This window comes from Pseudorhodoferax sp. LjRoot39 (assembly GCF_964253035.1).
GTDB lineage: Bacteria > Pseudomonadota > Gammaproteobacteria > Burkholderiales > Burkholderiaceae_C > Pseudorhodoferax.
This window is the reverse complement of record NZ_CAXUQL020000001.1, coordinates 4209640-4235690: the sequence shown is the minus strand read 5'-3', so window position 1 is coordinate 4235690 and position 26051 is coordinate 4209640. Positions and strand designations below refer to the sequence as shown.

The following is a 26051-nucleotide window of genomic DNA, read 5'->3' as shown; positions in this document are numbered from 1 at the left end:
ACCCGTCCACCGCCCCTAGAACAGCCGGCCCTGCGCACTCGTCAAGGCCGCGAAGCTGTCCCCGATTGGCTGCAGGATCGCATCGGCGATCGGCAGCAGCTGCTTGTCCAGGTAGTGGGCGTAGTCGATGCGCGCCTGGCGGGCTTCCAGCGGCTCCGGGCCGCTGCGCGTCATGACGTAGCGGATCCAGCCGCCATGCTGGTATTGCGCGGGCCGGTGCATGCGCAGGTTGTGTTCGTCGGCGATGCGCGCCGCCCGCACCTGTGGCGGCACGTTGACCTGGTAGGCGTCCAGCCGGTGCCGCAGGCGCTTGCGGTAGACCAGCAATTCGTCCTTCTCGCCGGCCAGCGTCGCGCGGGCGTAGTCGCTCACGAAGTCGCGGTAAGGCTCGCCGCGGAAGATGCGCGACAGCAGGCCCTCCTGGAACTGGCGCGCCAGTGGCGTCCAGTCGCTGCGCGCCATCTCCAGGCCGCGGTAGACCATCTCCTCCTTGCCCTGGGCATCGACGCTCAGGCCTGCATAGCGCTTCTTGCTGCCCACGTCCGAGCCGCGGATGGTGGGCATGAAGAACTTGGCGTAGTGGGTGTCGAACTCGATCTCCAGGAAGTTCTCCAGCCCCTGCGCCTCGCGCAGCTCGCGCGTCCACCAGGCGTTGATGTCCCGCACCAGTCCGGCAGCGACGGCATGCGCCTCTTCGTTGCCATGGGAACGCCTGAGCCAGATGAAGATGGAGTCGGTGTCGCCGTAGATGGCCTGGTAGCCGCGCTGCTCCACGAAGTCGCGCGTGCGCTTCATCATCTCGTGGCCGCGCAGCGTGACGGCCGACACCAGTTGGGGATTGAAGAAGCGGCATTCGGACGCCCCCAGCACCCCCGCGAAGGAGTTCATGAGCAGCTTGAGCGCCTGCGACAGCGGCTCGTTGCGCGCGCGCTTGGCCTCGTCGCGGGCATGCCACAGCGTGGTCACGATCTCCGGCAGGCAATGCCGTTCACGCGAGAAGACCGTGCCCTGCGGCCCGTGCACGAGGGCGCTCTGGTCCTGCGCATGCATGCCCTCGACCAGGCCCACGGGGTCGACCAGGAAGGTGCGGATGATGGACGGATACAGGCTCTTGTAGTCCAGCACCACGACCGCGTCGTAGAAGCCCGGCCGCGAGTCCATCACATAACCGCCCGGGTAGGCCTTGGCCGCGATCTCGCCCACGTTGGGCGCCACATAGCCCAGGCGGTGCATGCGCGGCAGGTAGTGGTGGCTGAACGCGGCGATGGAGCCGCCGAAGTGGTCGGCCTGCAGGCCCGTGGCCTGCGCGCGCTCGAGCACGAACTGCAGCAGCGCGGCCTTCTCGAAGATGCGCAGCACGAGTGCGCAGTCCTGGATGTTGTAGCGCGCCAGCGCCGGCTGGTCCTCCCGGTAGCGCCGCTCGATCTCGGCCATCTTGTCGTAGGCGTCGCCTATGTCCTTGCCCTCGCCCAGCAAGGCCTGCGCAACGGATTCCAGACTGAAGGACGGAAAGCTCCACATCGCCGCACGCAGCGCCTCGATGCCGTCGATGACCAGCCGCCCCGGCATCGGCGCGAACAGGTAGCCCTGCTGGCCCGGGTGCGTGCGCCAGGCGATGGGCGTGCGCCCACGGCCGGGCAGCAGCGGCACGCCGCAGGCATCGGCCGCCTTCTGCAGCACGCGCAGGTCGAACTGCACCACGTTCCAGCCGATCACCACATCGGGATCGTGTTCCACGAACCAGGCGTTGAGCCGCTCGAGCATCGCGCGGCGGCTGGGGCAGTAGACCAGCGTGAAATCCACCGGATCGGCGGGCGCATCGGGTGGGTCGCCCAGCATCAGCACCGTGCGCGGGCCCGTGCCGTCCAGCGCGATGGAGTACAGCTCCTCGGTCGCGCTGGTCTCGATGTCCAGCGACACGACCTGGACCACCGGGCGGTAGCCGGGCGCGGGCCGCAGGCGGCCATCGACGATGGTGTCGCCCTCGTGCTGCCCGCCCTCCACCACCACGCCCGCCGTGATGAAGCGTTCCATGAGGTGGCGGTCGTGCGGACGCACGTCGGCCTCGTAGAGCGGGATCTGCAGCGGCTGCAGCGCCCGGGCCAGCTTTCGCAACTGGCGAAACTGCCGCGCGTAGACGCCGAGCACGGGCTCCTGGCCGAAGGAGCGCAGTGCCAGTTCGCGCAGCACCAGGCCGGGCAGCGTGGCCAACTGGGCCTCGACGGCGGCCTGGTGCCGGGCCGCGACGAAGGCCACCGAGGTCTGCGCGCGCAGCAGCAGCCTGCGCGGGCCCTGCTCTGTCGCCAGCCAGTATTCGATGTCGGTGCCGTGTGCCGCATCGCGCCAGTGGCGCGTGAGGATGAAGCCCTTGAGTTCGGTGGACGCCACGGAGGCCTGCGGATGGATGGAGCGGTGCGGCGGGAGGTGAGCGGCACGATTCTCGCTGCCTCCCCATTGCCGGCCGACTTGTCCCCGGCGGGCGTGGGCAAGCCTGTGGAGAACCTTGTGGGATCCGCCCGAAACCCTTGCCTGGCGCGGGCTGCCACGCGGTGCCTGCAAACCGGGCAGCATGCTGGGCACGCCCCTTGTCGGCGCTGTCCTACCTGGCGCATCGGAGTCACCGCACAGGGGCATCTGTCACAACATCGTTACGCTCGTCACGCCATGCAACAAATACGGATCTCGCGCGCCGCGGCCCTCCCAGCCCCCGACGGCCGGCGCTTCGATTGCCAATGGATGGAAGCCTGCCAGATGAACCGCTGGTTCCTGAAGGCGCGGCTGGCCGAGGCGCTGGCCATGCACGGCCAGGGCAGCCACTGGATCGAGACGCGTCCCCTGGAACGCGCGCCGGTCCCGCTGCAGGCCTGAGCCATGCCGCGTGCTGCCGTTGGCGTTGACCGCCGTGCTGCTGCTGGTCTACGCCTGCATGGTGGTCTGAGCCACCCCATGCCGACGGCTCCCTGACCGAAAGGACACACCACCCCCGTCTGGGGATCCGAGAGCGCCTGCTGCACAGGCGCTCAGCCGGACGAGAAGCGGTAGCCCCTGGACTGCAGGCAGCGGTCGAAGGCGGCGCTGCGCGCGCCGGCGTTGAGATCGGTGGAGGTGCCGGGCGGCTGCACCAGCGGCGCGCAGGGCCCCTGCCCGTAGATGTCCGTGCACTTGCGGTCCGCCTCGGTTGGCCAGGTCGGCGCCGCCATCGGGCGTGGCGGCCAGGCCTTGGCGGCCTCGGCGCCGCAGGCCGCCTTGTCGGCCTCCAATTGGTCGGGCGTGGCGCCGGGCTTGTTCCAGCTGCCGCAGCCGGCCAGCGCCCAGGGTAGCGCCCCGCGCAGCCCGCGTTCAGCGCGCCAGCGGCTCGACATAGGGCTGCTCCACATGCCAGCCGGCGTTGCCGACCAGGCCTGCCGCCATCAGCCCTTCGTACTGCTCGCGCGTGACGGGCATCAGGAACAGCGCGGCCGATCCATCCTCGGCCTCGGCCGGCAGCCAGACCAGGCAGCCCTTGCCGGCCCGGTAGCGCTGCGCGGCTTCGGGCACGTAGATGCTGAGTTCCTGCAGTTTCTCGCGGATGTTCATGGCGGCCTCCTGTGGATGGCCGAGTCTGGCGGCCCGGGCGGCGAAGGCCCTGTCGGACGGCAGGCCATCCGCGTGGAGGCACCCGCCTTCGCGCGTCCTTGCGGCAGCTGGCGCGCAGCCCTGCAAGAATGGCCGGCGCCATCCACCTGGAGCTCCCGATGCATTCCCACGATTTCAACAGCCCCACCGTCGCCGCGCTGCGCGACGACCTGGCCCTGGCCCTGCGCGCCGCCGCCCACCATGGCCTGGCCGAGGGGGTCTGCAACCACTTCAGCGTGGAGCTGCCCGATGGCAGCGGCCGCTTCCTGCTCAACCCGCGCGGCCTGCTGTGGTCCGAGGTGCAGGCCGACGACGTGGTCATGGTCGATGCCCATGGCGAGCGCCTGGCCGGCCGCCATGCCGTGGAGCCCACGGCCATGTTCATCCACGCCGCCATCCACCGCCTGTGCGGCCAGGCCGTGGTGCTGCACACCCACATGCCCTATGCCACCGCGCTGACGCTGACCGAGGACGGCATGCTGGACAGCTGCCTGTCGCAGAACGCCATGCGTTTCCACGGCCGCGTGGCGCTGGACCCCGCGTACAACGGCCTGGCGCTGGACAACGCCGAGGGCGAGCGCATCGCGCGTGCCATGCAGGGGGCCGACGTGGCCTTCCTCGCCAACCACGGCGTGGTGGTCTGCGGCGAGCGCATAGCCCACACCTACGACGACCTCTACTACCTGGAGCGCGCCTGCATGGCCCAGGTGCTGGCCCAGTCCACCGGCCGGCCGCTGCGCCGCGCCAATCCCGAGCTGGTGGCGCGCGTGTGCGAGCAGACGCTGGGCGAGCGCCTGCAATCCGAACTCTTCTTCGAAGCGCTGCGGCGAACACTGTGAATTCACCCCGTTTGGCTGGCTCACTTCGTGTAGCCATCCGATACCCCTCAAGGGGCGCACCCAGCGGCCGGGCAGAGCCCGTTCCGCGGCTGCGCTGGCATGGCCTGCTCCGCGGCCAGTCGATCAGCGCTTTGCGGGGCGATGTTGTGCTCGCCGGATGGCGCGCGTATGCAATGGAAGACTGAAATGGCAATGGACAACACCCGCACCGTCGCCGCCATCTGGGCCCTGGCCGGCCTGCCCGAAGCCGCGCTGGCCGAACTGGCGCTCACGGGCCAGGATCCGGTCGTGCCCTCCTCCTTCGCCGTGGGCCAGGCCGCGCAGGCCAGCATGGCGGTGGCGGCTCTGGCCGCGGCCGAATTCGGCCATGCGCGCGGCGTGGCACGCCAGCGCGTGGCCGTGGACATGGTGCACGCGGCCCTGGAATGCACGGGCTGGTTCAGCCTGGACGGCCAGGCGCCCGACCTGTGGGACGCCTTCTCCGGCCTGTACCGCTGCGCCGATGGCCATGTGCGCCTGCACGCCAACTTCGCCCACCACCGCGAGGGCGCGCTGCGCCTGCTGGGCCTGGACCCAGCCACGGCCCAGCGCAGCGATGCCGAACGCGCGCTGCTGGGCTGGCGCGCGCTGGACTTCGAGCAGGCCACGGCCGAACGCGGCCTGGTCGCCACCGCGCTGCGCAGCTTCGACCAGTGGGACGCCACGCCGCAGGCGCAGGCCGTCGCGGCCCAGCCCCTGCTGACGCTCACGCGCATCGGCGACGCGCCGCCGCGCGCGCTGCCGCCCTTGTCGGCGGACGCGCTGCCGCTGGACGGCCTGCGTGTGCTCGATCTCACCCGCATCCTGGCCGGCCCGGTCGGCGGGCGTGCGTTGGCCGCACTGGGCGCCGAGGTGCTGCTCGTCAACAGCCCGAACCTGCCCAACATCGCCGCCATCGCCGACACCAGCCGCGGCAAGCGCTCGGCCCAGGTGGACCTGCGCACGGACGCCGGCCAGGCCCGGCTGCGCGCGCTGCTGGCCGATGCCCATGTGTTCTCGCAGGGCTACCGGCCCGGCGGCCTGGCCGCGCTGGGTTTCGGCCCCGAAGCCCTTGCCGCGTTGCGCCCCGGCCTGGTCTGCGTCTCGCTGACGGCCTATGGAGCGCAAGGCCCCTGGGCCGCGCGGCGCGGCTTCGATTCGCTGCTGCAGACGGCCATGGGCTTCAACCACGCTGAAGGCGAGGCCGCGGGCGACGGCAAGCCCCGGCCCATGCCCATGCAGATCCTCGACGAGGCATCGGGCTTTCTGATGGCCTTCGGCGCCGCGGCCGCGCTGTGGCGCCAGCAACGCGAAGGCGGCAGCTGGCATGTGCAGGTCTCGCTGGCGCAGACCGCGCACTGGCTGCGCGGCCTGGGCCGCGTGCCGGGCGGACTGCAGGCAGGCATGCCGGAGCGCACGCCCTTCCTCGACACCACCGCCTCCGGCTTCGGCGAACTCTGCGCCGTGCGCCCGGCCATGCAGCTGGGCCGCGCCCAGGTTGGCTACCGCCATCCCTCGATGCCGCCCGGCAGCCATCCGCCGGCATGGACCTGAGCCTTCAGCTCGGGCCGGTGGTGCTGCCGGCCCCGCTGCTGCTGGTGCTGGCCAGCACGCTGCTGGCGTTCTGGCTGGCCCGCCGGCTGGCGCGGCCGCTGGGCGTGGACACCGAGCCGCGGCTGTGGGGCGTGCTGCTGGCCGCGCTGCTCTGCGCGCGGCTGGCCTTCGTCTGGAGTTACCGCGAGGCCTACCTGGCCGCACCGCTGTCGGTGCTGGACATCCGCGACGGCGGCTGGAGCCCGGTGGCCGGCATCGTCGGCGGCTGGCTCGCGGCGGCCGTGCTGCTGCCCGTGCGCCGGCCCGAACGTCGCCCGGTGCTGCGCGCGCTGGCGGCGGCCACCGGGCTCTGGCTGCTGGGCACGCTGGCGTTGCAGTGGCATGGTCTGCAACAGCAGCGCAGCCTGCCGGCCCTGCAGCTCGTGGCCGTGGACGGCCGCACGGTGGACCTGCGCAGTTTCAAGGGCCAGCCCGTGGTGCTGAACCTGTGGGCCACTTGGTGCCCGCCCTGCCGGCGCGAGATGCCGGTGCTGCAGCAGCTGCAGGCCGAGCGGCCGGATGTGCACGTGGTCTTCGCCAACCAGGGCGAAAGCGCGGCGCGCGTGCTGCAGTACCTCGCGGGCCAGCAGCTGCAACTGCACCATCTGCTGTTCGACCCCCGGGCCAATGCCGGCCAGGCCTTCGGCCACCGCGCGCTGCCGGCCACCTACTTCTTCGACCGCGAGGGGCGGCTCGTGGACGCGCGCATCGGCGAGCTCTCGCGCGCCACGCTGGCCGAGCGGCTGCGCCGCATCGCGCCCTGAGCCCGTGGGGTATGGTCGCGCCGCGGCAACCGCCGCCCGACAACGACACAGGAGACTCTCGCATGCACCAACGTCCATCCCGTCGCAGGGCCCTCGCGCTGCTGCTCGCCGCCACCGCCGCACCCGCGCTGCGGGCCCAGGCGGCCTGGCCGAGCAAGCCCATCACGGTCATCGTGCCCTTCCCGCCCGGCGGCCAGACCGACGTGATCGGCCGCCTGGTCTGCGACCAGCTGGCGCGCCGGCTGGGCCAGCCCGTGGTGGTGGAGAACCGGCCCGGCGTGAATGGCTCGCTGGGCTCCGAGCAGGTTGCGCGCGCCGCGGCCGACGGCTACACGCTGGTCGTCACCGGCCCGGGCACGCATGCGATCAACCAGCTCGTGAACCCCAACGTGAAGTACGACGCGCGCAAGGACTTCACCCACATCGGCATGATCACGCGCGCCGGCAACGTGCTGCTGGCCTCCCCGGCCTTCCAGGGCAAGAGCGTGGCCGACGTGGTGGCGCTGTCCAAGGCCAAGCCGCGCTCGATCAACTTCGCGCTGACCGGCATCGGCTCCTCGGGCCACATGTCGATGGAGCTGCTCAAGCAGGCCGCCGGCATCGACTTCAACGCCGTGCCCTACAAGGGCGATGCGCCGGCCATCACCGACCTGATCGGCGGCCAGGTGGACCTGCTGTTCGTCAACGCCACCTCGGCCGGCGCCCAGGTGCGCGGCGGCAAGCTGCGCGGCCTGGCCGTGACCAGCCCCGAGCGCAACAGCCTGCTGCCCGACCTGCCGACCATGGCCGAGGCCGGCCAACCCGAGGTCGTGGCCCAGTCCTGGACCGGCCTGTCCGGCCCCGCGGGCCTGCCGGCCGCCCTGGTCGAGCGCCTGAACCGCGAGCTGCAGGCCATCCTCGCGCTGCCCGAGGTGCGCGAGCGCTTCGCCGCCACCGGCAACACCGCCGTGCCTGGCAGCCCGGCCGACGCCCAGCGCTTCGTCGACGACGAGGTCGCCAAATGGGGCAAGGTCGTCAAGGCCGGCAACATCAGGATCGAGTGACACCCCGTTTGGATGTCGAAGGTCGTGTAGACATCCCATCCCCCTCCAGGGGCACAGCATCTTTGAAACTTAAATGAACACCTTGCAACCCAACCTCTTCAAACGCGCGCTGCGCGAAGGCCGCACGCAGATCGGCATCTGGTCCACGCTGGCCTCGCCCTATGCCACCGAACTGATCGCCGGCAGCGGCTACGACTGGGGCCTGCTCGACACCGAGCACACGCCCAGCGACGTGCCGCTCATGCTGAACCAGCTGCAGGCCGCAGCCTCGGCCGTGCCCGCCGCCGGCGCCGTGCCCATGGAGGCCGTGGTGCGCCCGGCCTGGAACGACACCGTGCTGATCAAGCGCTACCTGGACATCGGCGCGCGCAGCCTGCTGCTGCCCTTCGTGCAGAACGCCGCCGAGGCCCAGGCCGCCGTGCATGCCACGCGCTACGCGCCGGCCGGCGTGCGCGGCATGGGTGGCTCCACGCGCGCCACCAACTTCGGCCGCACGGCCGGCTACGTGGAGCATGCACACGAGGAGATCTGCCTGCTGGTGCAGGTGGAAACGTGCGAGGCACTGGCCCAGATCGAGGCGATCGCCGCCATCGATGGCATCGACGGCATCTTCATCGGCCCGGCCGACCTGTCGGCCAGCATGGGCCACCCCGGCAAGCCGCGCCACCCCGAGGTGGACGCGGCCATCGACGACGCGATCCGGCGCATCCGCCGCGCCGGCAAGGCGCCCGGCATCCTGATGGCCGATGCCGAGCGCGCCCGCGCCTGCATCGCCCAGGGCGCGCAGTTCGTGGCCGTGGTCATGGACATGCTGCTGCTGCGCAACGGCGCCGACGGCACCGCCGCCCAGTGGCGCGACCAGCGCACCGCTGCCGGCCGCTCCGACAGTTACTGAGCCTAGATTCGGCAGTTGACCGCTCGCAGCCCTTTGGAAAGCCGCATGAACATTGGATTTGGTGTCTTCGATGACCTTCACCTGCTGGGTGAGGCCGCTATGCACCCGCCGGCACCGCGCTCGCCGCGCCATGCGGCGTTGCTCCTCCTTGCGCACAGAAGTGCGCCGCGTCGTCGCGCCTTGCCTGGCACGCCGATCACGGCACCCTCGGGCGCATCCAACTGCCGCATCTAGGCTGAGCCTGCCAAACCCGTAGCCGGCGGACGGCCAAGCCGGCTCGCATAGCATCTGCGCCATGCCACCACTGACCCAGAACCTGCTCATCGCCAACATCGGCGTGTTCGTGCTCCAGATGCTGCTGGGCGGCGACATCGTCGCCTGGTTCGCGCTGTGGCCGCTGGAATCGGGCATGTTCATGCCCTGGCAGCTCGCCACCTACGCCTTCCTGCACGGCAGCCTCATGCACCTGGCCTTCAACATGTACGGCCTGTGGATGTTCGGCGGCGAGCTCGAGCGCGTCTGGGGTTCGCGCCGACTGGCCGTGTTCTATGCCGCCAGCGTGTTCACGGCCGCGCTGGCGCAGCTGCTGGTCACCGGCATGGCGGGTAGCACAGCGCCCACCGTGGGTGCCTCGGGCGGCCTGTTCGGCCTGCTGATGGGCTTTGCCATGGTGTTCCCGCAGCGCCGCATCACGCCGCTGCTGCCGCCCATCCCGATGCCGGCCTGGGCCTTCGTGACGCTGTACGGCGCCATCGAACTCACGCTGGGCGTGACCGGTAGCGCCAGTGGCGTGGCGCACTTCGCGCACCTGGGCGGGCTGCTGGGCGGCTGGCTGGTGATCCGTTACTGGCGCGGGCAGACGCCGTTCGGGCGGCGCTGAACGTTCAAGCCGCCGGCGCGTAGCGCTGCCAGGGAAACGCCGCCTCGTACTGGGCGCCGACGGCGATCAGCCGGTCGTCATGGCCCAGCGGCGCGACGAGCTGCATGCCCAGCGGCAACCGGCGCGGCGAGAGCCCGGCCGGCAGCGCCAGCGCCGGGCAGCCCGTGGCATTGGCCAACGGGCAGAACGGCGAGTACTGCAGCAGGCTGTCGTCGCCGAAGCGGTAGTCCTCGTAGTCGTCCCAGTCCAGCCCGAAGCGGCCGATCGGCGCCGGCTCGCGTGCCAGCACCGGCAGTGCCAGCAGGTCGATGCCGGTGGCGGCCAGGTAGTCGGCAAAGCGCCGGCCCAGTGCGTGCAGGCCGTTGATGTGCCGCACATAGTCGCTGGCCGACATGCGCTGCGCGTAGCGGACCAGGGACTGCACGGTCTTCTGCAGGCCGTCCAGCGCGGTGTTGCCGCAGGCCCGGCCATGGGCCTCGATCGCCGCCCAGGCGTTCTGCGCGATGACCGGCACGACGTGCTGCATGACCTCGCGCGGCGACACCGGCATCGGCACCTCGACGCAGACATGGCCCAGCTGCGCCAGCCGCCGGCCGAACTGCGCATAGGCCTCGCGCACGGCATCGTCCAGCGCCGGGCTGTCCTGCACCACGATGCCGATGCGCAGCGGTGTGACGGTGCCTGCGGCCTGCACCTGCTCGACCACCTCCGCGAAGCGGCGCGCGAAGTGCGGCGCCACGTACGGCGCCCCCGGCGACGCGCCGGCCGCGACGTCGAGCGCGCGCGCGCAGTCGCGCACCGACACGGTCAGCATGTGCTCGGACACCATGCCGCCCCAGCTTTCGCCGCGGGCCGGGCCGAACGGCGTCATGCCGCGGCTGGTCTTCAGGCCGACCAGGCCGCAGCAGGCGGCCGGGATGCGGATCGAGCCGCCGCCGTCGCCGCCGTGGGCGATCGGCACCATGCCCGCTGCCACCGCGGCGGCAGCACCGCCGCTGGAGCCACCGGCGCTGTGCGCGCGGTTCCAGGGGTTGCGCGTGGGGCCGCCATAGCTCGGGCCCTCGGAGGTCGGGCTCAGGCCCAGCTCCGACGAGGTGCTGCGCCCGATCAGCGAGAAGCCGGCCTGGCGGTAGCGCGCCGTGAGGTCGCCTTCCTGCGGGAAGCGCACCTGGCCGAAGTAGGCCGAGCCCATGGTGCTCGGCAGGCGCGGGTCGGCCGTGCCCAGGTCCTTGAGCAGCGAGGGCACGCCGAAGAAGGGCCGGGCCTGCAGCAGGGCCGCACGCGCAGCCGTGTCCAGCCCGGCCAGCAGGCGGTCGTTGCCCTCGGCCTGCTCGGCGGCATGGTCCGCGTCGACCAGGCAGACCGCGTTGATGTCGGGGTTGCGCGCCGCGATGCGGGCCAGCACGTCCTGCATCAGCGCGGTGCAGCTGTAGGCGCCCTGCACCAGGCCCGCCGCCAGTGCCGTGGCATCCAGGCCTTGTTCTGCGAAGTCCATCATTCCTTGGCCAATCCGAGCTTGTGCATCAGGACGCGCTCGTCGGCGAAGGTCTTGATGTTGTCGGCCGTGTAGTCGGCGGTGTTCATGTAGCGCGGCGTCTGGTCGAAGTTCTCCATCACGCGCAGGAACTCGGGCTCCTCCATGCCCTTCTTGAAGGCGTCGTGCAACACCTTGACGCGCTCGGCCGGCGTGCCGGCGGGGGCCGCCAGGCCATAGGGCGAATCGAACACGAGGCCCGGCGCGATCTCGTTCAGCGTGGGCACGTCGGGCCACTTCTTGGCGCGCTCGGAGCCGTAGGTCGCCAGCAGGCGCATGCGGCCGGACTGCAGGTACGGCGCCCAGCCGGTCGAGTCCGACGCGGCATCCACATGGCCACCCAGCAGCGCCACCAGGTTCTCCGACGAGCCCTTGAACGGCACATGCTGCATGTCCAGCTGCAGCCGGTCGGCCAGTGCCGCGATCGCCACGTGGTGCGAGGTGCCCGTGCCGCCGGAACCGTAGCTCAGCTTGCCCGGGTTCTTCTTCGCATGGGCGATGAGATCGGACAGCGTCTTGAACGGCGACTTGGCGTCGACGACCACGCCGAAGGTGTAGCCGGTCAGGCGGATGACGTAGCTGAAGTCCTTGATCGGGTCGTAGTTGACCTTCTGCATGTGCGGCAGCCGGAACTGCGTCTGCGAGACCTGGCTCACGGTGTAGCCGTCGGGCTTGGCCGTCTTGCTCATGACCGTGGGCCCCAGCGTGCCGGCCGCGCCGGGCTTGTTGTCGACCACGATGGGCTGGCCCAGGTGTGGCTCGGTGGCCTTGGCCAGCGCACGCAGCACGGCGTCGGCCGAGCCGCCGGCGGGCCAGGGCACAATCAAAGTGACCGGCCGCGCCGGGAAGGTCTCGGCCAGTGCCGTGCCGGTCAGGGCGGCAGCGCCCGCGAGTGCGGCCATGGCCCGGACGGCCTGCCTTCTGGAACTGTTCATACGAAAATTGCAGGGAAGGATGGGGAAGCGGTCGAGTCTAGGAAGCGCCAGGAATCGGTCAATTGACGATTCGGCAAGCCTTGTTAACCCCTGCGCAACACGCCATGCCGGAACTCTCCCTGCGCCACTACAAGGCCATCGTGGCGGTCGCCGAGCTGCGCAGCTTCACGCTGGCAGCGCACCGGCTGTGTGTCTCGGTGCCGGCCCTGAGCAAGACCGTGCGCGAGGCCGAAGAGCTGGTCGGCTTCGCGCTGTTCGACCGTTCGCCCAAGTCGGTGGCGCCGACGGCCCAGGGCGAGATCTTCGGCCGCAGCGCGCGCGACGTGGTGCTGGCGCACCAGCGCAGCACCGACAGCGCCGGCGCGATCCGCGACAACCGCCTGGGCGCCCTGCGCATCGGCGGCACCCAGCTCGCGAACGCCTCGTTCCTGCTGCCGGCCGTACGCGCCTGCATGCAGCGCCGGCCCGGCGTGCAGATCTCGCTCGTCGACAACGATGCCGAGACGCTGCAGGACGCGCTGCTGCGCGGCGCCTTCGATCTGGCCGTGGGCCCGCGGCGCGCGGCCGGTGCCGGCATCGAGACCATCGACATCTGCGATGTGCCGCTGTACTTCGTCGCGCCACAGGCGGAGTTCGCCGAGCGCACCTGCATCCCATGGGCCGAGGTCATCGGCAAGCCGCTGATCTTCATGGACTCGCGCGCCGTGCTGCATGTCATGCACTACCTGGACCGCCGCTTCGTGCTGGACGACTGGCGCGTGATCGGCAGCGCCACCACGGCCCTGTCGGTGGTGGAGAACAAGGGCGGCTACATGGTCAGCGCGGGCTACGCCAGGAAGATCGCGCGCAGCTACGACGTGCGCTGCCTGAAGCTTGTGGAGCCCGAGGTACGGATGACGCTGAGCCTGTACTTCGCGCGCAGCCTGCCCGCGCAGGGGATGGTGCGTGCGGTGGCGCAGGAGCTGGCCGGCTGCATCGCGGAGCTGCTGCGGGACTGAGCCCGCTCGGCGCACCGGCGGCGGCCTGCGTTCGATGCCTGCGACGGGGCCCCTCAGGACGGATGGCTGCGGCGTGACCGCTGTGCCCGGGCGCACAGGGCCCGGCCACCGCGGTACGCCACAAGGCTGACGAAGACCACGGGCCCGGTCGCCAGCACCCACAGAGCCGACCGCCAGGCCCTCAGGAAGTACGCCACGTGGTCGAGTACGGTCGGCACAAACAATCTCCCCGCGCTGTCCCCAGCGCTCCACGACAAGCACAACGCGCGCAGCGGGCCGGCGCCCTGGCGCCTCACCCGGGTGCACGCTCCAGCAGCTGCAGATCGAGTTGCAGCAGCAAGGGCTGGCCCATGTCGGCCGGCGGCCCGGCATCCAGGGGCTGTGCGGTCAGCAGCCCGCGCAGGTCCGCATCCGCCTCGGCTTTGCCGAGTGGCGTGAACTCCAGGCGCTCCACCCGGCCGTCCGCGGCAATCCACAACCGCGCCACCAGCTGCTGCGACAGCGGCGTGTCCGCTGCCAGCACGCGCTCCTGCATCCAGCCGTGCAGACGCTGCACGGCCGCATCGGCGGGATCGCTCAGGCGCTGCTGCAGCTGCGCGCTGACCTGCGTGGCATAGCGCAGCCAGTGCGCAGGAACACCGTCCTGGGCCTGCGCGGCAGGTGCTGCCGCGCTGGCGGCTGCCACCCAGCCCAGCGCGCGCAGACCCTGCCGCAGCCGTGCTAGCCAGCCTGGGCCGCCAGCCTCGCTCACGCTGCCGCAGCCGCTTCGGGCAAGGCCTGCGCCGCATCGCCGGCCTCGGGCTTGAAGTTGCGCAGGTGCACGAAGAACTGGCCCATCATCTGGGTCCACAGCTGCACCATCACCGCCAGGTGCGTGGCCGCGATGCCGCCGGCTGCCACCACATCCATCTCCAGCACCACAAAGTCCCCGTGCAGGGCCACGCGCGCAAAGCGCTTGCTGCGGTGCCAGTCGGCCAGCACCGACTCGGGCAGCACCCCGCCCTGCACGCGCAGCGGGCAGCTGAAGGTCAGGTCCGCATAGCGGCCCGGGGCCAGCTGGTTGCCCCACAGCACCTGGAAGCCCACGCCGTGGCTGGCGCTGTGCAGGCGCACCACGCCGTCCTGCTCGATCGGCGTGACGGCGCAGCCCGCGGCCTTGATCGCCTCGGCCATGTCGTCGGCTGTCAGCGCGAGCAGCAGCTCGCCGGTCTTGCGCAGGTCGGGGCCGGTTTCGGCCTGGGGCTTGTCGGAAACTTCGGTCATCGTCTTCGTCCTTCTCTTCACTCGAACACATGGCGCACGGCCGCATCGACGGTGGCCGCATCGACCACCACCGACGCCACCGGCGCCAACTTCTCCAGGTGCGCACGCGCCAGCGCCTGCTGGCGCTGCGCGCGCAGCACGGCCGTCAGGCGCGGCAGCACCTCCTCCAGGGTCGCGGTGCGGGCCGGCTGGCGTTCCAGCAGCTTGAGCACGTGCCAGCCTGCCGACGTCTGCACCGGCGCCGCGACCTGGCCGGCCTGCATGCCGGCCACGCTCTCGCGCGCCTGCGGCAGCAGGCGCTCCAGCGGCAAAAGGCCGATCTCGCCGCCGCGCGCCGCGCTGGCGCTGTCCTGCGAATGCTGGCGCGCCAGCGCCGCGAAGTCGCCCTGGCGGGCCTGCTGGGCCAGCGCCTCGGCCTGCGCGCGCAGCGCGGCCACCGCGGCGGCGTCGGCACCGGCCGGCAGCGCCAGGAAGATCTGCGCCACGCGGAAGGTCTCCGGCACGGCCAAGCCGGGTCGGGCCTGCGCATAGGCGGCGCGCAATTCGTCGGGCGAGGGGTAGCCGGCCGGCACCTGCGCCACCGAGGCCAGGTAGCTGTTGCCCACGGTGCGGGCTGTCGCCTCCTGCACCGCGGCATCGATGCTGCTGCGGACCTCGGGCCGCTCGGCCCACCGGTTGGCGCGCGCCTCGCGCAGCAAGGCCTCGCGCGCCAGGCGCTCGCGCAACCAGGGCGCCAGGGCAGCGTGGTCGGCGCGCACGGCAGCGCGCTCGGCCTCGGGCAGCGCGCGCAGCATCTGCTCCAGTTCCTGCTGCGAGACCGACAGGCCGTCCATGCGGGCGGCAGGCGCTGCAGGGGCCGCCTGCTGCGCAGCGGCCGACCAGGCCAGCAGGCTGAGGGCCGCCCCCACGGCGAACCCACACCAAGGCCGCGCGCTCATGGCTGCGGTGCGGCCGGAGCCGCGGCAGCCGCCGGCGCGTTCACGCTGCGCGGGTCGAAGCGGCCTTCGTACAGCTGGTCGCCGTACTGCTGGGCGATCTGCTCGTACTGCACGCGCACCTTGGCGGCGAAGGGCTGGCGCACGCGCACCAGCGTGCCCATGTCGATGCCCTCGTAGGCGCGCAGCAGCTCCTGCCCCACGCCGTACAGCTGCTGGTTCTTGGCCTGGCACTGCGCCAGCGCCGCGGTCTGGAACTGGCCCTCGCCGGCCAGGCGCTGGCGCTCGGCCTCGGAGGCGCGCGCCATCTTGAGCAGGCCGTCGTAGGCGGTCTTGTACTGCGCGGCCTGGGCATTGGCGCGGCCGATGCCGGCCTGCGCCTCCTGCCGCACTTCGGCCAACTGCTGCTCCTGCCGGCTGCGGGCCTCGCGCTCGCGCGCCAGCTGCGTGCGGCTGTTGCCCAGCTCACGCTCCAGCGCCCTGGTGTCGACCGCCGGCGCGGCAGGTGCGGCCGCGACCGGGGCCGGCACGGCGCGCGCCTTCAGCGTGGCGAGTTCGTTCTGTGCCGCCTGCAGCTGCTCGGTGGTGGCACGCAGCTGCGCGCGCAGCCGCTCCTCCATCGACGGCTGCTGGGCCGTGGCGGCGCCGGAGAAGGCCGCCAGCAAGGCGACCACGGCGCAGGCGCGCCGCAAAGGGGTGGATGGCACGGCGGGCTCCTCAGAAGCGGGTGTTGATTTCCAGCTGCAGCAGGTCCATCGACACCGGCGCGCCGACCACCTGCCTGGACGAGCTCCAGCGGCCCGTGAACCAGGTGTTCCTGTCGAACGCGTAGGAGCCGCCGACGTAGTAGCCCTTCGCGTTGGTGCCACCGCCGTGGAAGCTGGAGTCGTTGTAGCCGTCCGGCATGGCATCGGGCTCGATGCGCTTGTAGCCGGCCAGCAGGTTCCAGTCGCCGCGCTCGGCCGGGGCCGGCTTGCCGAAGGTGGCCTGCAGCAGGTAGGCGTTGCCGCCGCTGCGGAAGTTGCCGTCGGCGTCGAAGTTGTTGACGATGCCGCCGCCGGCACGCGCGAACATCTTGTCCACGCCATAGGCCAGGTTGCGGATGTAGTTGCCGTCCAGGCGCAGGCCGTAGCCGCCGGCCACGCGCGTGTCCCAGCGCAGGTTCACGTCCAGCAGCTGGAACTTGGAGGCCAGGCCGAAGTACTGCGGCATCTTGGTGGCCGCCGGATCGTTCGGGTTCAGCGCGATGTTGCGCAACAGCATCAGCGTGTTGCCCTTCTGCATGAAGGCCGGACGCGCCCAGTCGGTGCTGCACTGCTGGGTGCGGCCGTCGTACAGCGCACACGGCGCCGACAGCTCGCCGCTGACGTTGCGGAAGTCGTAGTAGGCCAGCGCGCCGCGCAGGCGGTTGTCGGTGCCCTGCTTCCAGTTCGCGCCGACCTGGGCACCGAGCAGCCACTTGTTCTCGCTCTTGGCCTTTTGCTGGCTGTTGCTCGGGAAGTTGCTGTTCGAGTACTCCAGCGGCACCACGCCCAGCGTGCCGAACAGCTCCACGTCGCGGTTGCCCTGCAGCGTGCGGTTGAAGCGCGCGGCCACGCCGTCGAAGTTCAGGTCGGCGGAGTACAGCAGGTCGGTCGAGACGAAGGGGTTGCCGAAGCGCCCGCCGACCAGCGTGAGGCCGGGCAGCGGCGCATGCGACAGCCAGGCCTGGTCGAGCCAGATGCTCTTCTTGCCCAGGCCGCCGCCCAGCGTCTGCGTGGTCGAGACCGGGCCGTCGTCGCCGCCCGTGGCCAGGCGCACGCCGGCCTGGGTGCTCTCGGAGATGTCGGCCTCCACGCCGATGCGGGCCCGCGCGCGCCACTGGTTCTTGCGGTCCTGGCGCGTGTTGAGCAAGGGCGGCAGCGGGCCGTTCAGGTTCTGGTTGACGTCGTAGGCGCTGCCGTCGTTGATGGCGGCGTAGTTGATCTGCTCGTTGCTGTTGCCACCGGCGTAGTAGCGCGATTCGTTGCGCACGCGCACGTCGCCGCTCAGGCGGATGCGCTTGGACCATTCGGGTGTTTCGTTCGGCGCGGCCCAGCCTTCCGTGCGGGCCTGGGCCATGACCTCGGTCTTGATCTCGTCGCGGATCTGGTCGCGCACGGCCTGCGGCACATAGGGCACGCGCACCTCGCCGGGCTCGGCGGCCGGGCGCGCCGTGGGTGCCACCAGCGTGGCCTGGCGCTGCGCCTGCTGCGCGGCCATGGCCTCGGTCTGGGCCTGCGCGAGCAGCGCCTCGCCAACGTCCCTGGCGAGCGCGCCGCTTTGCACCAGGCCGCGGATCAAGCGGACCATGGCGCTCTCGCCGGCCACTGGGGCGGCGGCCTGCGCGTGGGCGGTGCCGGCCACGGCCAGCAGCGCGAGGGCCGAGGCGCAGGCGAGCGCATGCACGCTGCGGGAAGGGGTTCGGGAAGATGTTTTCATGACAGGCATGGAGAGGTTCGAAGGTCAGGGGTCGTGGTCAGGGCCGGCTGCCCTTCATGGAGACGCGGATCGGAAAGCGCGCCGACGCGGGCGGGCGTTCGTCCAGGCGGTCGAGCTCGCGCAGGAAGGCCAGCACGGTCTCGTCGATGCGCTCGGTGCCGGTGCCCTGCACCAGCTGCACGCGCACGGTGCGGCCATCGGCGTCCAGCCACAGGTCGACGCGGATGTCGGCGAACACCAGGCTGCGCGTGCGCGCATCGCGGGCCAGTGCGTTCTGCAGCATGCTGGCCACGTAGCGGTTGTAGGAGCCGGCACCCAGGCCGCCACCACCGGCGCCCGCGCCGGACATGCCGCCGCCGCTGCCGGCGCCCACGGCGAAGGCATCGGAGCCGGCCTCGCCCGCCGCGTCCATGGTCACCGGGTCGCCCGTCTGCGCGGCGGCGGTCTCCGACGGGCTTTCGGGCGCGTCGTCCATGGGCTTCTCGTTCGACTCGGCCGGCTGCGGTGCCACTTCGGTGATCTGCGGCTCGACCTTCTGCGGCTCGGGCTCGGGCAGCTTCTCGGGCTCGGGCGGCGGCGGGGGCGGCGGCGGCAGTGTCAGCACCGCCGTGGGCGCGGTCTCGCGCCGCTGCGATGCCGTGTCGGACAGCAGATGCCACAGCCCCAGCAGCAGGCCGAGCACCAGCGCGGCGCCGATGGCCCAGCCGCCATGGCGGCGCCACAGGCCGTCCTGCCGCAGCATTGGTGCGGAACTCTTGGTCACGCCGGGCCCCTCACGGCTGCTTGCCGGTGACCAGGCCGACCTGGTTCAGCTCGATGCGGCGCAGCAGGTCCAGCACCTCGACCACGCGGGCGTACTGCACCGAGGACTCGCCGCGCACGATGACCGGGAAGTCCGGCGTCAGCGCCTTCTCGGTGCGCAGCCGCTCCTCGAGCTCGGGCAGCGTGACCGGGTAGGCGTCCAGGAACAGGCGCCCGCCGTTGTCCACCGTGATGGCCTTGGTCTTGGGCTTTTCCAGCGGCACCGCCGAACTGGCCTTGGGCAGGTCGACCTTGATGCCGGGGATGCTGGCGTTGCTGGTCAGGATGAAGATCACCAGCACCACCAGCAGCACGTCGACGAAGGGCGTGATGTTGATGCCGCCGGTGCGCCTTCTCGGGCGGTAGCGGGTTGCGCTGCTGGCCATGGCTCAGGCGCTCCGGGCCGGCGCGGCGCTGCGCAGGCGGCTGCCCTCGCCCTGCTCTTCGGCCAGGCGCGTGGAGAACTCGTCGACGAAGACCGCCATGTCGGCACCGATGGCGTCCGAGCGCGCGGCCAGCCAGTTGTAGCCGAACAGCGCCGGGATCGCGACGCCCAGGCCGGCCGCCGTGCACAGCAGCGCCGCGGCCATGCCGGGGGCCACCGAGTTGATGTCCACGGCGCCGGCCATGGCCGCCACCACGAACACCAGCATGATGCCGATCACGGTGCCGAACAGGCCCACGTAGGGCGCGCCCTCGATGGTGGTGGACAGCCAGTTCATGCGGCTGGCCATCTTCTCGGTCTCGCGCACCTGCACGCCGTCCATGGCCGCGCGGATCGCGCCGATGGTGGAGGCCGACACGGCGTTGGTGTCGTAGCCGTTGGCACGGCGCCGGCGCAGCTCCTCCACGGCGACCGCGTACAGGCGCCACAGCGAAGAGTCCACGCGCACTGCGGCCGGCACCTTGTCGTTCTGCGCCAGCGACTCCAGCGCGTTGCCGGCGGTCTCGCGGAAGTGGCCGATGAAGGCCTCGTTGGCCCGTGCCATCGCGTTGAAGCTGCGGCCCTTGCCGATCATGATCAGCCAGGACACCACCATCATGAGCGCCAGCACCGCGACCACGACCCAGGCGTCCAGCGGCATCGCCGCGAGGATGAAGCCGAAGTGGCTCTTGCCGGCCTGCTGCTCGTCCGGGCCGAACTGCGTGAGCCGCGAATCGGCCCCCTGCGAGACGGCGTCGGCCAGCAGCAGCGCACCGGGCCGCGCGACCTTGGACAGGCGCAACTCGTCGATCACGCCGTTGAAGGCCGTGCTGGCCGCATCGCCACCGGGGTCGGCACCGACCGCAGCGGCCGTGTTCAATGCCGGCAGCGGCTGCGCCAGGCGGGCCGCCTCGCGGCCGCCGACCAGCAGCGCCACGCCGCCGGCATCGGCCTTGACCGCCAGGTGCGACCACTGGCCGGCCTGCACCGGCTGGCCCGGCGCGCTGCGCTGGCCGTTGACCTGCACGAAGGGCACGCCCTGGTCGATGCCCAGCACCAGTTCGCCGGCGCCGTCGCGGCGCGCATAGACCACCTGGCGCACGCCCAGTGCATCGGGCCGCACCCAGGCGCTGAACGTGAACGCGCCACCGGCGGCCACCTGCAGCGAGGGGCTGGCCGGCAGCATCAGCGGCGTGGCCGCCAGCTGCGCGCCGCGGCCCAGCACCGAGCCTTCCGCCGTCACGGTGGTGGTCTGGGCGTGGTTGCCGTAGGCCGTGGTGTCGCGCGCCGGCGCACCGGTCTCGGCGAAGTGGTAGACCAGCGTGTAGTCCGGGTCGAAGCTGCGCTGGCCGTTGCCCGAGGCCGGGGCCTTGGGGTTGCCGTAGTACATCCAGATCTGCTGCGGCGCGCCGGCCGACAGCGCCGGCACGTCGACCCAGACCAGGGCCATGCCCAGCAGCGGATCGAACTGCTCGATCTGGTGGTTCAGCACGGTCTTGTCGTCGCCGGCCACGAAGCGCAGGTCGGCGCCGGTGTCCGAGACGCCCTGGAAGCTGAAGTTGCCGGTGTGCAGCCGCACCAGCACCGGCGCGCGTCCGGCATCGGCGCCGATGGCCGCGCCCTGCGGGCCGCCGTCAAGCAGGATGGGTTTGCGGTAGGACCATTCGGCCTGCCACCAGGCGTGGGCCAGGCCGGGCAGCGCAGTGCTCAGAACAGCGAGCACAAAAGCGAGAAGTCGACGCATGACTTGGGTTCTCCGGAGATTCGTGAAGTGGGTACGGATGCGGTAAGCGGGGATGGAATCAGTAGCTGGCCTGCAGGCTGAAGGTCACGCGCGGGTCGTGCCGTTCGGTGCGTGCGCCCTTGCGCAGCGGGTAGCCCAGGTCGAACCGGCCGCTGACATGGCGGCCCAGCTGGAAGCTGGCACCGGCGCCGACGGCCAGCTGCGTGAAGCGGTCCTCCTGCTCGGGCAGCGGATCGCGCAGGCGCAGGTGGCCGAAATCGGAAAAGACATACAGGCGCGCGTTCTCCAGCGCGGCGGCGGGCAGAGCGAGCGGCGGCGTGCGCCACTCCAGCGCGCCGACCAGGCCCACGTCGCCCACGCTCTCGGCCGCCAGGTAGCCGCGCACCGAGTTCATGCCGCCCGCGGCCAGCTGCTCGCCCGAGACCAGCGGCGAATCGGTCATCTGCCCGCTCAGGCGAAAGCCCAGCTGCGCGCCGCCCTCGAGCGCGCGGCTGCCGCTCCAGTCCGCCTTGGCCAGCATGAAGCCCGGCGTGGCCTTGTAGCGCTTGTAGTCGAAGGCCGCCCAGTTGCTGCCCCAGCCGAAGAACGAGCGCGTGCCGTAGACCAGCGACAGGCCCAGCCCGTACTGCGTGCGCTCGCCCTGGTAGTAGCCGGAATAGGCCAGCGTGATCGGCGCGTACTTGAGCGGCACCTGGTCGCCGCCGGTGCCCAGCGTGAGCGACTCCTTGTTGTTCTTGAGGTCGATGCCCACGCTGAAGCTGTGCCACCAGGCATCGCTGGCCGGCACGGTGTAGACGGTTTTCAGGCCGACCGCATAGCCCTTGCTGAGCACAGCGGTGCCGCCGGTGGTGGAGACATCGCTGTCGGACACATAGCCCGAGGCTTCCAGGCTCCAGGCGCTGCCGCGCAGCGGCGCGGTGTAGGAGCCCGAGACCACCTTGGTCTGGTCCAGGTCCTGCGGCGTGACGAACAGGCTCAGCGAGGCGCTGTGCCCGCGCTGCCACAGGTTGTCGTGCCCCAGCGTGGTGGTCAGCCGCAGCTTGCTGGTGTCGGCACTGTTGTCGTTGTTGAGGCTGGTGCTGGCGCGCCAGGGGCTGCGGTCCTCGACCTTGAGGTCCACGTCCATCGTGCCCGGGACGGCGCCCTGGCGCACCAGCGGCATCACCTGGCGCTGGCCGCCGCGGTTCAGGTCGCTCAACTGGGCCTGGGCCTGGCTGAAGTTCGGCACCTCGCCTTCGCGCAGCGCCGGCACCTGCTCGCGCACGTCGCGCGGCGAAGTGAACTCGGCGCCCGTCACGCGCAGACGCCCCACGCGCGTCTCGTTCACGCGCAGGTAGACGATGCCCTCGGTCACCTGCTGCTCGGGCAGGTCCACGTGCACCGACTGGTAGCCGCCGGCCTGGTAGGCCTGGTTCAGCGCCTCGCGTGCCGCCTCCAGGTCCTTGAGCGTCTTGCGCGGGCCGAGGAAGGGCGTCACCGCGCGTTCGATGGCGCGCACGTCGAGCACGCTGTTGCCGCGCACCACGTACTCGAGCACGTCCACCGTGCGCTCGGGCGCTGCGGCCGTGGCAGCGGCCTCGCCGGCTGCATCGGCGGCCTGTGCCTGCGCCATGCCCGCGCCCAGGCACTGCAGCACCGCCAGGCAGATGCCGCGCGCCAGCGCCGGCGGCCTGCTGCTGAAAACTTTGCGCATGTGATGAGTTCCGATCCCTACAGGAAATGAGGACACCGGCCGCACCGGTGTCACGTTCTGCTTCCTAGACGAGCCTGCCCGGGGGAACCCGCAAAAAGTCACCAAATCTTCATGAAGCGGCGCGGCGCGGAACTGTCATCGCGCTGCGATGAAGCCGGGGCAGGATGGCGGTTTTGTGGCTGGGGAACAGACCGATGCACGTACCTGCCTGTCCATGCGCCGTGCGCTGGGGCGCCGCCTTGCTGCTGGCGATGGCGGCGGGCGTTCATGCGGCCGACATGGCCGCTCAGCTTGATGCGGCCGATGCGCCGGCCTGCATCGAGGTCGAGGTCGACGGCGAACGCGTGCCCGCCTACGACTGCCTGCAGCGCAAACTGCAGCCGCGGCTTGCGGCGCCGCGCGCGGCCGCGGACCGTGCGCCATCGGGCGCCGAGGCCATCGTGCAGCGGTCCGCCAACCAGCTCGGGGTGTTCAACCGCGCAGCCACGCAGACGCGCATGGGCAACACCTTCGGCAACTCGGTGTTGCCACAGCGGCCCGCGGTGGCGCCTTGACGGCTGCGGGTGCTTGCCGGTGATTTTTTTAGACGGTGCGGTGGTGTTTGGGGTGAAGTGGCGGGGTGCAGCGGGTGGCCCCTGCGCGCCCTCTACTACCCGTCGCGTCGTGAACTCGTGCGGCAGCAGTGCAGCGGTTGCTGACGATCGCGCTCTGCCGAGTGGGCTGTCAGCAATATGCCCAAAGCCGAAATTGATCGGGTGAACCGCCCCGGAATTCGCGGAGGCCCGTTGGCTTGAGTCAGGCCGACATGGCCTGCTGCTCAAGAGTTCGATAGTAGTTGGCCTCGAACTCGGCCGGTGGCACGTACCCGATGGGTTCGAGCAGGCGCTGGTGGTTGAACCAGGCCACCCATTGCAGCGTCGCCAGCTCTACCGATTCCTTGGTCTTCCACGCACTGCGCCGATGGATGACTTCGGCCTTGTACAGCCCATTGATGGTCTCGGCCAGCGCGTTGTCGTAGGAGTCGCCCTTGCTGCCCACGGAGGGCTCGATGCCGGCCTCGGCAAGCCGTTCGGTGTAGCGGATGCTGACGTACTGCGATCCGCGGTCGGAGTGGCACACAAGGGCATCTTCGCGCTGCGGACGACGGTCGTACAGCGCCTGCTCCAGTGCGCCCAACACGAAGTCCGTCCGCATGGAGCTGCTCGTGCGCCAGCCCACGATGCGCCGCGCAAACACGTCCACGACGAAGGCCACGTACAGCCAGCCTTGCCAGGTGGACACGTACGTGAAGTCCGACACCCAAAGCTGGTTGGGCCGCTGCGCGTTGAACTGGCGATTGACCCGGTCCAGCGGGCAAGGCGCTTTGGCGTCGCTGATCGTGGTGCGTGCGGCCTTGCCACGCATCACGCCGCGCAGACCCATGTGGCGCATGAGTCGTTCCACGGTGCAGCGGGCCACCGTGACGCCCTCGCGCTGCAACTGGTGCCAGACCTTGTCGGCGCCGTAGACCCGCAGGTTCGATTGCCACACGCGCTCGATCTGCGGCATCAGCACCGCATCGCGTTTCGCGCGGGCGCACAGCAGCTCGGGGTGGCGCTGGCGGGCCGCATGGCGCCGGTACGCCGACGGGGCGACCTGCAGTGCCCTGCAGATCGGCTCGACCCCGTGCGCGGCGCGATGCGCGTCGATGAACGCCTTCACGACTTCAGCCGGCGGTCGAGCTCCGCCTGGGCGAAAAACGCGCTGGCCAGCTTCAGGATCTCGTTGGCCTTGCGCAGCTCGCGGTTCTCCCTTTCAAGCTCCTTCATGCGCTGCGTCTGCGTCGTGGTCACGCCCTCGCGCTGGCCCGTGTCACGCTCTTGTTGGCGCACCCAGTTCAGCAGCGTCTGCGGCGTGCTGCCGATCTTGCCGGCAATCGACACCACCGCCGCCCACTGCGACTCGTACTCACCGCGGTGCTCGAACACCATGCGCACGGCGCGCTCGCGTACCTCGGGCGAAAACTTCACTGACTTCCTCATGGCTCCATCCTCTCAAAAGTTGGAGCCTCCTCAAAATACGGGGCGGTTCATACACCTCTTCTTGAATCTTGTAGTCGGCCACCGTTGCGTTGGCGCGCGCCTCAACGAGAAAGCCATCCTTGATTTTTCTAAGCTTGTCCATCTCATCCAGCTTGAAGTCCTTGTCGTACTTCGTGTGGCAGGAGGGGCAAAGCGCAATGACGTTCTCGAGCGCATTGATAGCTTGAGGAGCGGCGCGGCCAATAAGAGCCGTGACTTGGGACGGGGTCGGATTCAGCGGGTAGATGTGAGCCACTTCGTAGCCTTTGTTCAACCTGCTTGAGCCCGGCTTGCGAAAAAGAATTGACTTCGAGCACAGCGGGCAGCACCCGGAGGTCTCTGCGTACAGGATGCTGTGCTCGTTCTCGCCGTAGTCTGTTCTTGCCGTCGCCATTCGAGGACCTTGCTGCGATAACAGAGCCGCAAGACCGGATTGCCGCAGGCTCGTTCGCTGGTAGCGAATCGTAACAAAGCACCTTGGTGGGGTTCGACCTAGGAAGGCTTCATGGGTTGCGAATGACGTCGAATCACAACGTCAATATTTCCGTGTGCAGGCTCACATGTCTCTGACTAGCGACTAGCACTTATAGAGCTGTGGCAACAGGTGGCGCCCACGCAAAAAGGGGCTATCGACCTGCGCCGCTGATCCCAAAGCTGTGCCATCAAGAAGGCCCAGCAACTGCTCGGTTAAAGAGGGCGATCGGGCGTCTTGCGATGGTAAGACCGAGGCAGCCAACTCCTGACGCCTCAGTTCGCAGGCCGGTAGGCCGGCGGGCCCAACTGAGGCCTGACATGACGCCGCGAACAACAACTGCGGAGGATGGCGCCTACGTCCAGCGGCTGGGCTGCGCCCATTTTGCGCACCTGCGTGCCGTCATCGAAGACCTGTCCCCCACGCGGCCGCACAGTACTACCTGGCCGCAGACATGCCGGCCGGCTCAGACGACTGCTGCTCTTGGCGAGAGCAGCCACCCAGTTCCAAACCGCGAACGAACGCGATCAGTCTGAAGCTGACGGCGGCGGCGCAATGGCGACCGACAGCACCTGGCCGCTCTCAGCCATCCTCCCTCCCCCCTTCACCCTTCGCCGCCAACCCAAGAATCGCCTTCGACAAGGCCCGCTTGCGCCGCCACTGCGCCACAAGCCGCACGCTCAGGAGAACCAGCAATGCAGCCGCGCCCCCCAAAGCCGCACGGCCGAGCGGTGTACCGGCCCTGACACACCCGGCAACGGCCAGCATCGCCAGCACGAAGCTTTGCAGGGCACCCGAGATGGAACGCCCCGTCTCCGGCAAGACGACTTCGCCCGTGGCATGGTTGATCCAGCCGCCCAGGGTCTTCCAGCGCCCTGCCTGACCCAGCACCACGGTCAGCGTGGCACCAGACTCGATGCTGGGCCAGCCGGGAGCCTGGACGGCGAACCGCCTGACACCCTTGGACTGGAAGGAAAAGTCCGTCCGCTGGGCGGCGTAGCGCGATGCCTTGCGCCGCTGGACGTCGAACACGCGTTCCAGGGTGATGGTTTCAATGTGCATGGAGGAGTCGGGTGTCCGCTTCG

The 26051-nt window shown here is 70.5% G+C and carries 26 protein-coding genes and 1 other annotated feature; of the genes, 9 read left to right on the top strand and 17 right to left on the bottom strand.

What is annotated here, in order from left to right; all coding sequences use genetic code 11:
• Positions 1 to 15: 15 nt before the first annotated feature.
• A complete protein-coding gene (locus tag ACSQ4M_RS19650; protein WP_436191106.1) occupies positions 16 to 2388 on the bottom strand; it encodes a DNA polymerase II in 2373 nt (790 codons plus the stop codon).
• Between the two features lie 276 nt (positions 2389 to 2664).
• On the opposite strand from ACSQ4M_RS19650, the gene ACSQ4M_RS19645 reads away from it, so the two are divergent.
• Positions 2665 to 2868, top strand: coding sequence for a hypothetical protein (locus ACSQ4M_RS19645; RefSeq protein ID WP_436191105.1), 204 nt, complete (start codon positions 2665 to 2667; stop codon positions 2866 to 2868).
• Positions 2869 to 3020: 152 nt separating this feature from the next.
• On the opposite strand, the gene ACSQ4M_RS19640 is transcribed toward ACSQ4M_RS19645, so the two are convergent.
• Positions 3021 to 3362, bottom strand: coding sequence for a hypothetical protein (locus ACSQ4M_RS19640; RefSeq protein WP_436191104.1), 342 nt, complete (start codon positions 3360 to 3362; stop codon positions 3021 to 3023).
• On the bottom strand, positions 3340 to 3576 hold the full coding sequence (locus tag ACSQ4M_RS19635; protein WP_056668407.1) for a hypothetical protein: 237 nt from the start codon (positions 3574 to 3576) through the stop codon (positions 3340 to 3342). Before ACSQ4M_RS19635 ends, ACSQ4M_RS19640 begins: the two co-directional genes overlap by 23 nt.
• A 158-nt stretch (positions 3577 to 3734) precedes the next feature.
• Between ACSQ4M_RS19635 and ACSQ4M_RS19630 the strand changes: the two genes are divergently transcribed.
• From ACSQ4M_RS19630 to ACSQ4M_RS19605, 6 genes are all read left to right on the top strand, one after another.
• Entirely contained in the window at positions 3735 to 4454 is a 720-nt protein-coding gene (locus ACSQ4M_RS19630) for an aldolase (RefSeq protein ID WP_436191103.1), read from the top strand.
• A gap of 192 nt (positions 4455 to 4646) precedes the next feature.
• Entirely contained in the window at positions 4647 to 6026 is a 1380-nt protein-coding gene (locus tag ACSQ4M_RS19625; protein WP_436191102.1) for a CoA transferase, read from the top strand.
• Positions 6017 to 6829: a prolipoprotein diacylglyceryl transferase family protein gene (locus tag ACSQ4M_RS19620; RefSeq protein WP_436191101.1), complete on the top strand. Its 813-nt coding sequence runs from the start codon at positions 6017 to 6019 to the stop codon at positions 6827 to 6829. Before ACSQ4M_RS19625 ends, ACSQ4M_RS19620 begins: the two co-directional genes overlap by 10 nt.
• Positions 6830 to 6891: 62 nt before the next feature.
• Positions 6892 to 7872, top strand: a complete 981-nt coding sequence (locus tag ACSQ4M_RS19615; RefSeq protein ID WP_436191100.1) for a Bug family tripartite tricarboxylate transporter substrate binding protein — start codon at positions 6892 to 6894, stop codon at positions 7870 to 7872.
• Positions 7873 to 7945: 73 nt separating this feature from the next.
• Positions 7946 to 8767, top strand: a complete 822-nt coding sequence (locus ACSQ4M_RS19610) for an HpcH/HpaI aldolase family protein (protein ID WP_436191099.1) — start codon at positions 7946 to 7948, stop codon at positions 8765 to 8767.
• 295 nt (positions 8768 to 9062) lie between these two features.
• On the top strand, positions 9063 to 9647 hold the full coding sequence (locus ACSQ4M_RS19605) for a rhomboid family intramembrane serine protease (protein ID WP_436191098.1): 585 nt from the start codon (positions 9063 to 9065) through the stop codon (positions 9645 to 9647).
• Positions 9648 to 9651: 4 nt separating this feature from the next.
• On the opposite strand, the gene ACSQ4M_RS19600 is transcribed toward ACSQ4M_RS19605, so the two are convergent.
• Together ACSQ4M_RS19600 and ACSQ4M_RS19595 are read right to left on the bottom strand one after the other, a co-directional pair.
• Positions 9652 to 11142, bottom strand: coding sequence for an amidase (locus tag ACSQ4M_RS19600; protein WP_436191097.1), 1491 nt, complete (start codon positions 11140 to 11142; stop codon positions 9652 to 9654).
• Complete coding sequence (locus tag ACSQ4M_RS19595) at positions 11142 to 12116, bottom strand: tripartite tricarboxylate transporter substrate binding protein (protein ID WP_436191096.1); 975 nt, start codon at positions 12114 to 12116, stop codon at positions 11142 to 11144. The genes ACSQ4M_RS19600 and ACSQ4M_RS19595 overlap by 1 nt, the downstream gene beginning before the upstream one ends.
• Positions 12117 to 12220: 104 nt before the next feature.
• Between ACSQ4M_RS19595 and ACSQ4M_RS19590 the strand changes: the two genes are divergently transcribed.
• Positions 12221 to 13114 (top strand): LysR family transcriptional regulator, encoded by an 894-nt coding sequence (locus ACSQ4M_RS19590; RefSeq protein ID WP_436191095.1) that lies wholly within the window; start codon positions 12221 to 12223, stop codon positions 13112 to 13114.
• 292 nt (positions 13115 to 13406) lie between these two features.
• Here ACSQ4M_RS19590 and ACSQ4M_RS19585 read toward each other — a convergent pair whose 3' ends face one another.
• The 9 genes from ACSQ4M_RS19585 to ACSQ4M_RS19545 are packed head-to-tail and all read right to left on the bottom strand — an operon-like array spanning position 13407 to position 22434.
• On the bottom strand, positions 13407 to 13865 hold the full coding sequence (locus tag ACSQ4M_RS19585; RefSeq protein ID WP_436191094.1) for a YbaB/EbfC family DNA-binding protein: 459 nt from the start codon (positions 13863 to 13865) through the stop codon (positions 13407 to 13409).
• The gene (locus ACSQ4M_RS19580; RefSeq protein WP_436191093.1) at positions 13862 to 14377 is read right to left on the bottom strand and encodes a YbjN domain-containing protein; all 516 of its coding nucleotides are present in this window, start codon (positions 14375 to 14377) and stop codon (positions 13862 to 13864) included. The genes ACSQ4M_RS19585 and ACSQ4M_RS19580 overlap by 4 nt, the downstream gene beginning before the upstream one ends.
• A 17-nt stretch (positions 14378 to 14394) precedes the next feature.
• Positions 14395 to 15285: a peptidylprolyl isomerase gene (locus ACSQ4M_RS19575; protein WP_436191092.1), complete on the bottom strand. Its 891-nt coding sequence runs from the start codon at positions 15283 to 15285 to the stop codon at positions 14395 to 14397.
• A 26-nt stretch (positions 15286 to 15311) separates the two neighbouring features.
• The gene (locus ACSQ4M_RS19570) at positions 15312 to 16019 is read right to left on the bottom strand and encodes a hypothetical protein (RefSeq protein WP_436191091.1); all 708 of its coding nucleotides are present in this window, start codon (positions 16017 to 16019) and stop codon (positions 15312 to 15314) included.
• Positions 16020 to 16029: 10 nt separating this feature from the next.
• Positions 16030 to 17772, bottom strand: a complete 1743-nt coding sequence (locus ACSQ4M_RS19565; protein ID WP_436191090.1) for a putative porin — start codon at positions 17770 to 17772, stop codon at positions 16030 to 16032.
• Between the two features lie 37 nt (positions 17773 to 17809).
• Positions 17810 to 18535 carry an energy transducer TonB family protein gene (locus ACSQ4M_RS19560; RefSeq protein WP_436191089.1) on the bottom strand — a complete coding sequence of 242 codons (726 nt, stop codon included), beginning with the start codon at positions 18533 to 18535 and terminating at the stop codon, positions 17810 to 17812.
• Positions 18536 to 18545: 10 nt separating this feature from the next.
• Complete coding sequence (locus tag ACSQ4M_RS19555) at positions 18546 to 18959, bottom strand: ExbD/TolR family protein (RefSeq protein WP_436191088.1); 414 nt, start codon at positions 18957 to 18959, stop codon at positions 18546 to 18548.
• 3 nt (positions 18960 to 18962) lie between these two features.
• Complete coding sequence (locus ACSQ4M_RS19550) at positions 18963 to 20741, bottom strand: DUF2341 domain-containing protein (RefSeq protein WP_436191087.1); 1779 nt, start codon at positions 20739 to 20741, stop codon at positions 18963 to 18965.
• Positions 20742 to 20799: 58 nt separating this feature from the next.
• Entirely contained in the window at positions 20800 to 22434 is a 1635-nt protein-coding gene (locus ACSQ4M_RS19545; protein WP_436191086.1) for a ShlB/FhaC/HecB family hemolysin secretion/activation protein, read from the bottom strand.
• Positions 22435 to 22655: 221 nt separating this feature from the next.
• On the opposite strand from ACSQ4M_RS19545, the gene ACSQ4M_RS19540 reads away from it, so the two are divergent.
• Complete coding sequence (locus ACSQ4M_RS19540; RefSeq protein WP_436191085.1) at positions 22656 to 22988, top strand: hypothetical protein; 333 nt, start codon at positions 22656 to 22658, stop codon at positions 22986 to 22988.
• 241 nt (positions 22989 to 23229) lie between these two features.
• Here ACSQ4M_RS19540 and ACSQ4M_RS19535 read toward each other — a convergent pair.
• The 3 genes from ACSQ4M_RS19535 to ACSQ4M_RS19525 form a co-directional block, all read right to left on the bottom strand.
• Positions 23230 to 24455, bottom strand: a protein-coding gene (locus ACSQ4M_RS19535) for an IS3 family transposase (RefSeq protein WP_157086564.1) whose coding sequence is annotated in 2 segments (ribosomal slippage) — positions 23230 to 24167 and positions 24167 to 24455 — 1227 coding nt in all. Because the reading frame shifts where the segments join, the coding sequence is not laid out codon by codon here.
• Positions 24061 to 24177: a sequence feature (AL1L pseudoknot), on the bottom strand. (Overlaps the previous gene by 117 nt.)
• Positions 24382 to 24888: an HNH endonuclease signature motif containing protein gene (locus ACSQ4M_RS19530; RefSeq protein ID WP_436191084.1), complete on the bottom strand. Its 507-nt coding sequence runs from the start codon at positions 24886 to 24888 to the stop codon at positions 24382 to 24384. The genes ACSQ4M_RS19535 and ACSQ4M_RS19530 overlap by 74 nt, the downstream gene beginning before the upstream one ends.
• Before the next feature lie 660 nt (positions 24889 to 25548).
• Positions 25549 to 26028, bottom strand: a complete 480-nt coding sequence (locus ACSQ4M_RS19525; protein ID WP_436191083.1) for a hypothetical protein — start codon at positions 26026 to 26028, stop codon at positions 25549 to 25551.
• Positions 26029 to 26051 lie beyond the last annotated feature (23 nt).

Bases quoted from the DNA above. Each gene is read 5' to 3' on its own strand.
- ACSQ4M_RS19545 (WP_436191086.1), bottom strand. From the start codon at position 22,434: ATGCGCAAAGTTTTCAGCAGCAGGCCGCCGGCGCTGGCGCGCGGCATC.
- ACSQ4M_RS19565 (WP_436191090.1), bottom strand. From the start codon at position 17,772: ATGAAAACATCTTCCCGAACCCCTTCCCGCAGCGTGCATGCGCTCGCC.
- ACSQ4M_RS19635 (WP_056668407.1), bottom strand. From the start codon at position 3,576: ATGAACATCCGCGAGAAACTGCAGGAACTCAGCATCTACGTGCCCGAA.
- ACSQ4M_RS19595 (WP_436191096.1), bottom strand. From the start codon at position 12,116: ATGAACAGTTCCAGAAGGCAGGCCGTCCGGGCCATGGCCGCACTCGCG.
- ACSQ4M_RS19610 (WP_436191099.1), top strand. From the start codon at position 7,946: ATGAACACCTTGCAACCCAACCTCTTCAAACGCGCGCTGCGCGAAGGC.
- ACSQ4M_RS19525 (WP_436191083.1), bottom strand. From the start codon at position 26,028: ATGCACATTGAAACCATCACCCTGGAACGCGTGTTCGACGTCCAGCGG.
- ACSQ4M_RS19645 (WP_436191105.1), top strand. From the start codon at position 2,665: ATGCAACAAATACGGATCTCGCGCGCCGCGGCCCTCCCAGCCCCCGAC.
- ACSQ4M_RS19640 (WP_436191104.1), bottom strand. From the start codon at position 3,362: ATGTCGAGCCGCTGGCGCGCTGAACGCGGGCTGCGCGGGGCGCTACCC.
- ACSQ4M_RS19580 (WP_436191093.1), bottom strand. From the start codon at position 14,377: ATGACCGAAGTTTCCGACAAGCCCCAGGCCGAAACCGGCCCCGACCTG.
- ACSQ4M_RS19620 (WP_436191101.1), top strand. From the start codon at position 6,017: ATGGACCTGAGCCTTCAGCTCGGGCCGGTGGTGCTGCCGGCCCCGCTG.
- ACSQ4M_RS19615 (WP_436191100.1), top strand. From the start codon at position 6,892: ATGCACCAACGTCCATCCCGTCGCAGGGCCCTCGCGCTGCTGCTCGCC.
- ACSQ4M_RS19605 (WP_436191098.1), top strand. From the start codon at position 9,063: ATGCCACCACTGACCCAGAACCTGCTCATCGCCAACATCGGCGTGTTC.
- ACSQ4M_RS19550 (WP_436191087.1), bottom strand. From the start codon at position 20,741: ATGCGTCGACTTCTCGCTTTTGTGCTCGCTGTTCTGAGCACTGCGCTG.
- ACSQ4M_RS19555 (WP_436191088.1), bottom strand. From the start codon at position 18,959: ATGGCCAGCAGCGCAACCCGCTACCGCCCGAGAAGGCGCACCGGCGGC.
- ACSQ4M_RS19530 (WP_436191084.1), bottom strand. From the start codon at position 24,888: ATGGCGACGGCAAGAACAGACTACGGCGAGAACGAGCACAGCATCCTG.
- ACSQ4M_RS19630 (WP_436191103.1), top strand. From the start codon at position 3,735: ATGCATTCCCACGATTTCAACAGCCCCACCGTCGCCGCGCTGCGCGAC.
- ACSQ4M_RS19625 (WP_436191102.1), top strand. From the start codon at position 4,647: ATGGACAACACCCGCACCGTCGCCGCCATCTGGGCCCTGGCCGGCCTG.
- ACSQ4M_RS19600 (WP_436191097.1), bottom strand. From the start codon at position 11,142: ATGGACTTCGCAGAACAAGGCCTGGATGCCACGGCACTGGCGGCGGGC.
- ACSQ4M_RS19590 (WP_436191095.1), top strand. From the start codon at position 12,221: ATGCCGGAACTCTCCCTGCGCCACTACAAGGCCATCGTGGCGGTCGCC.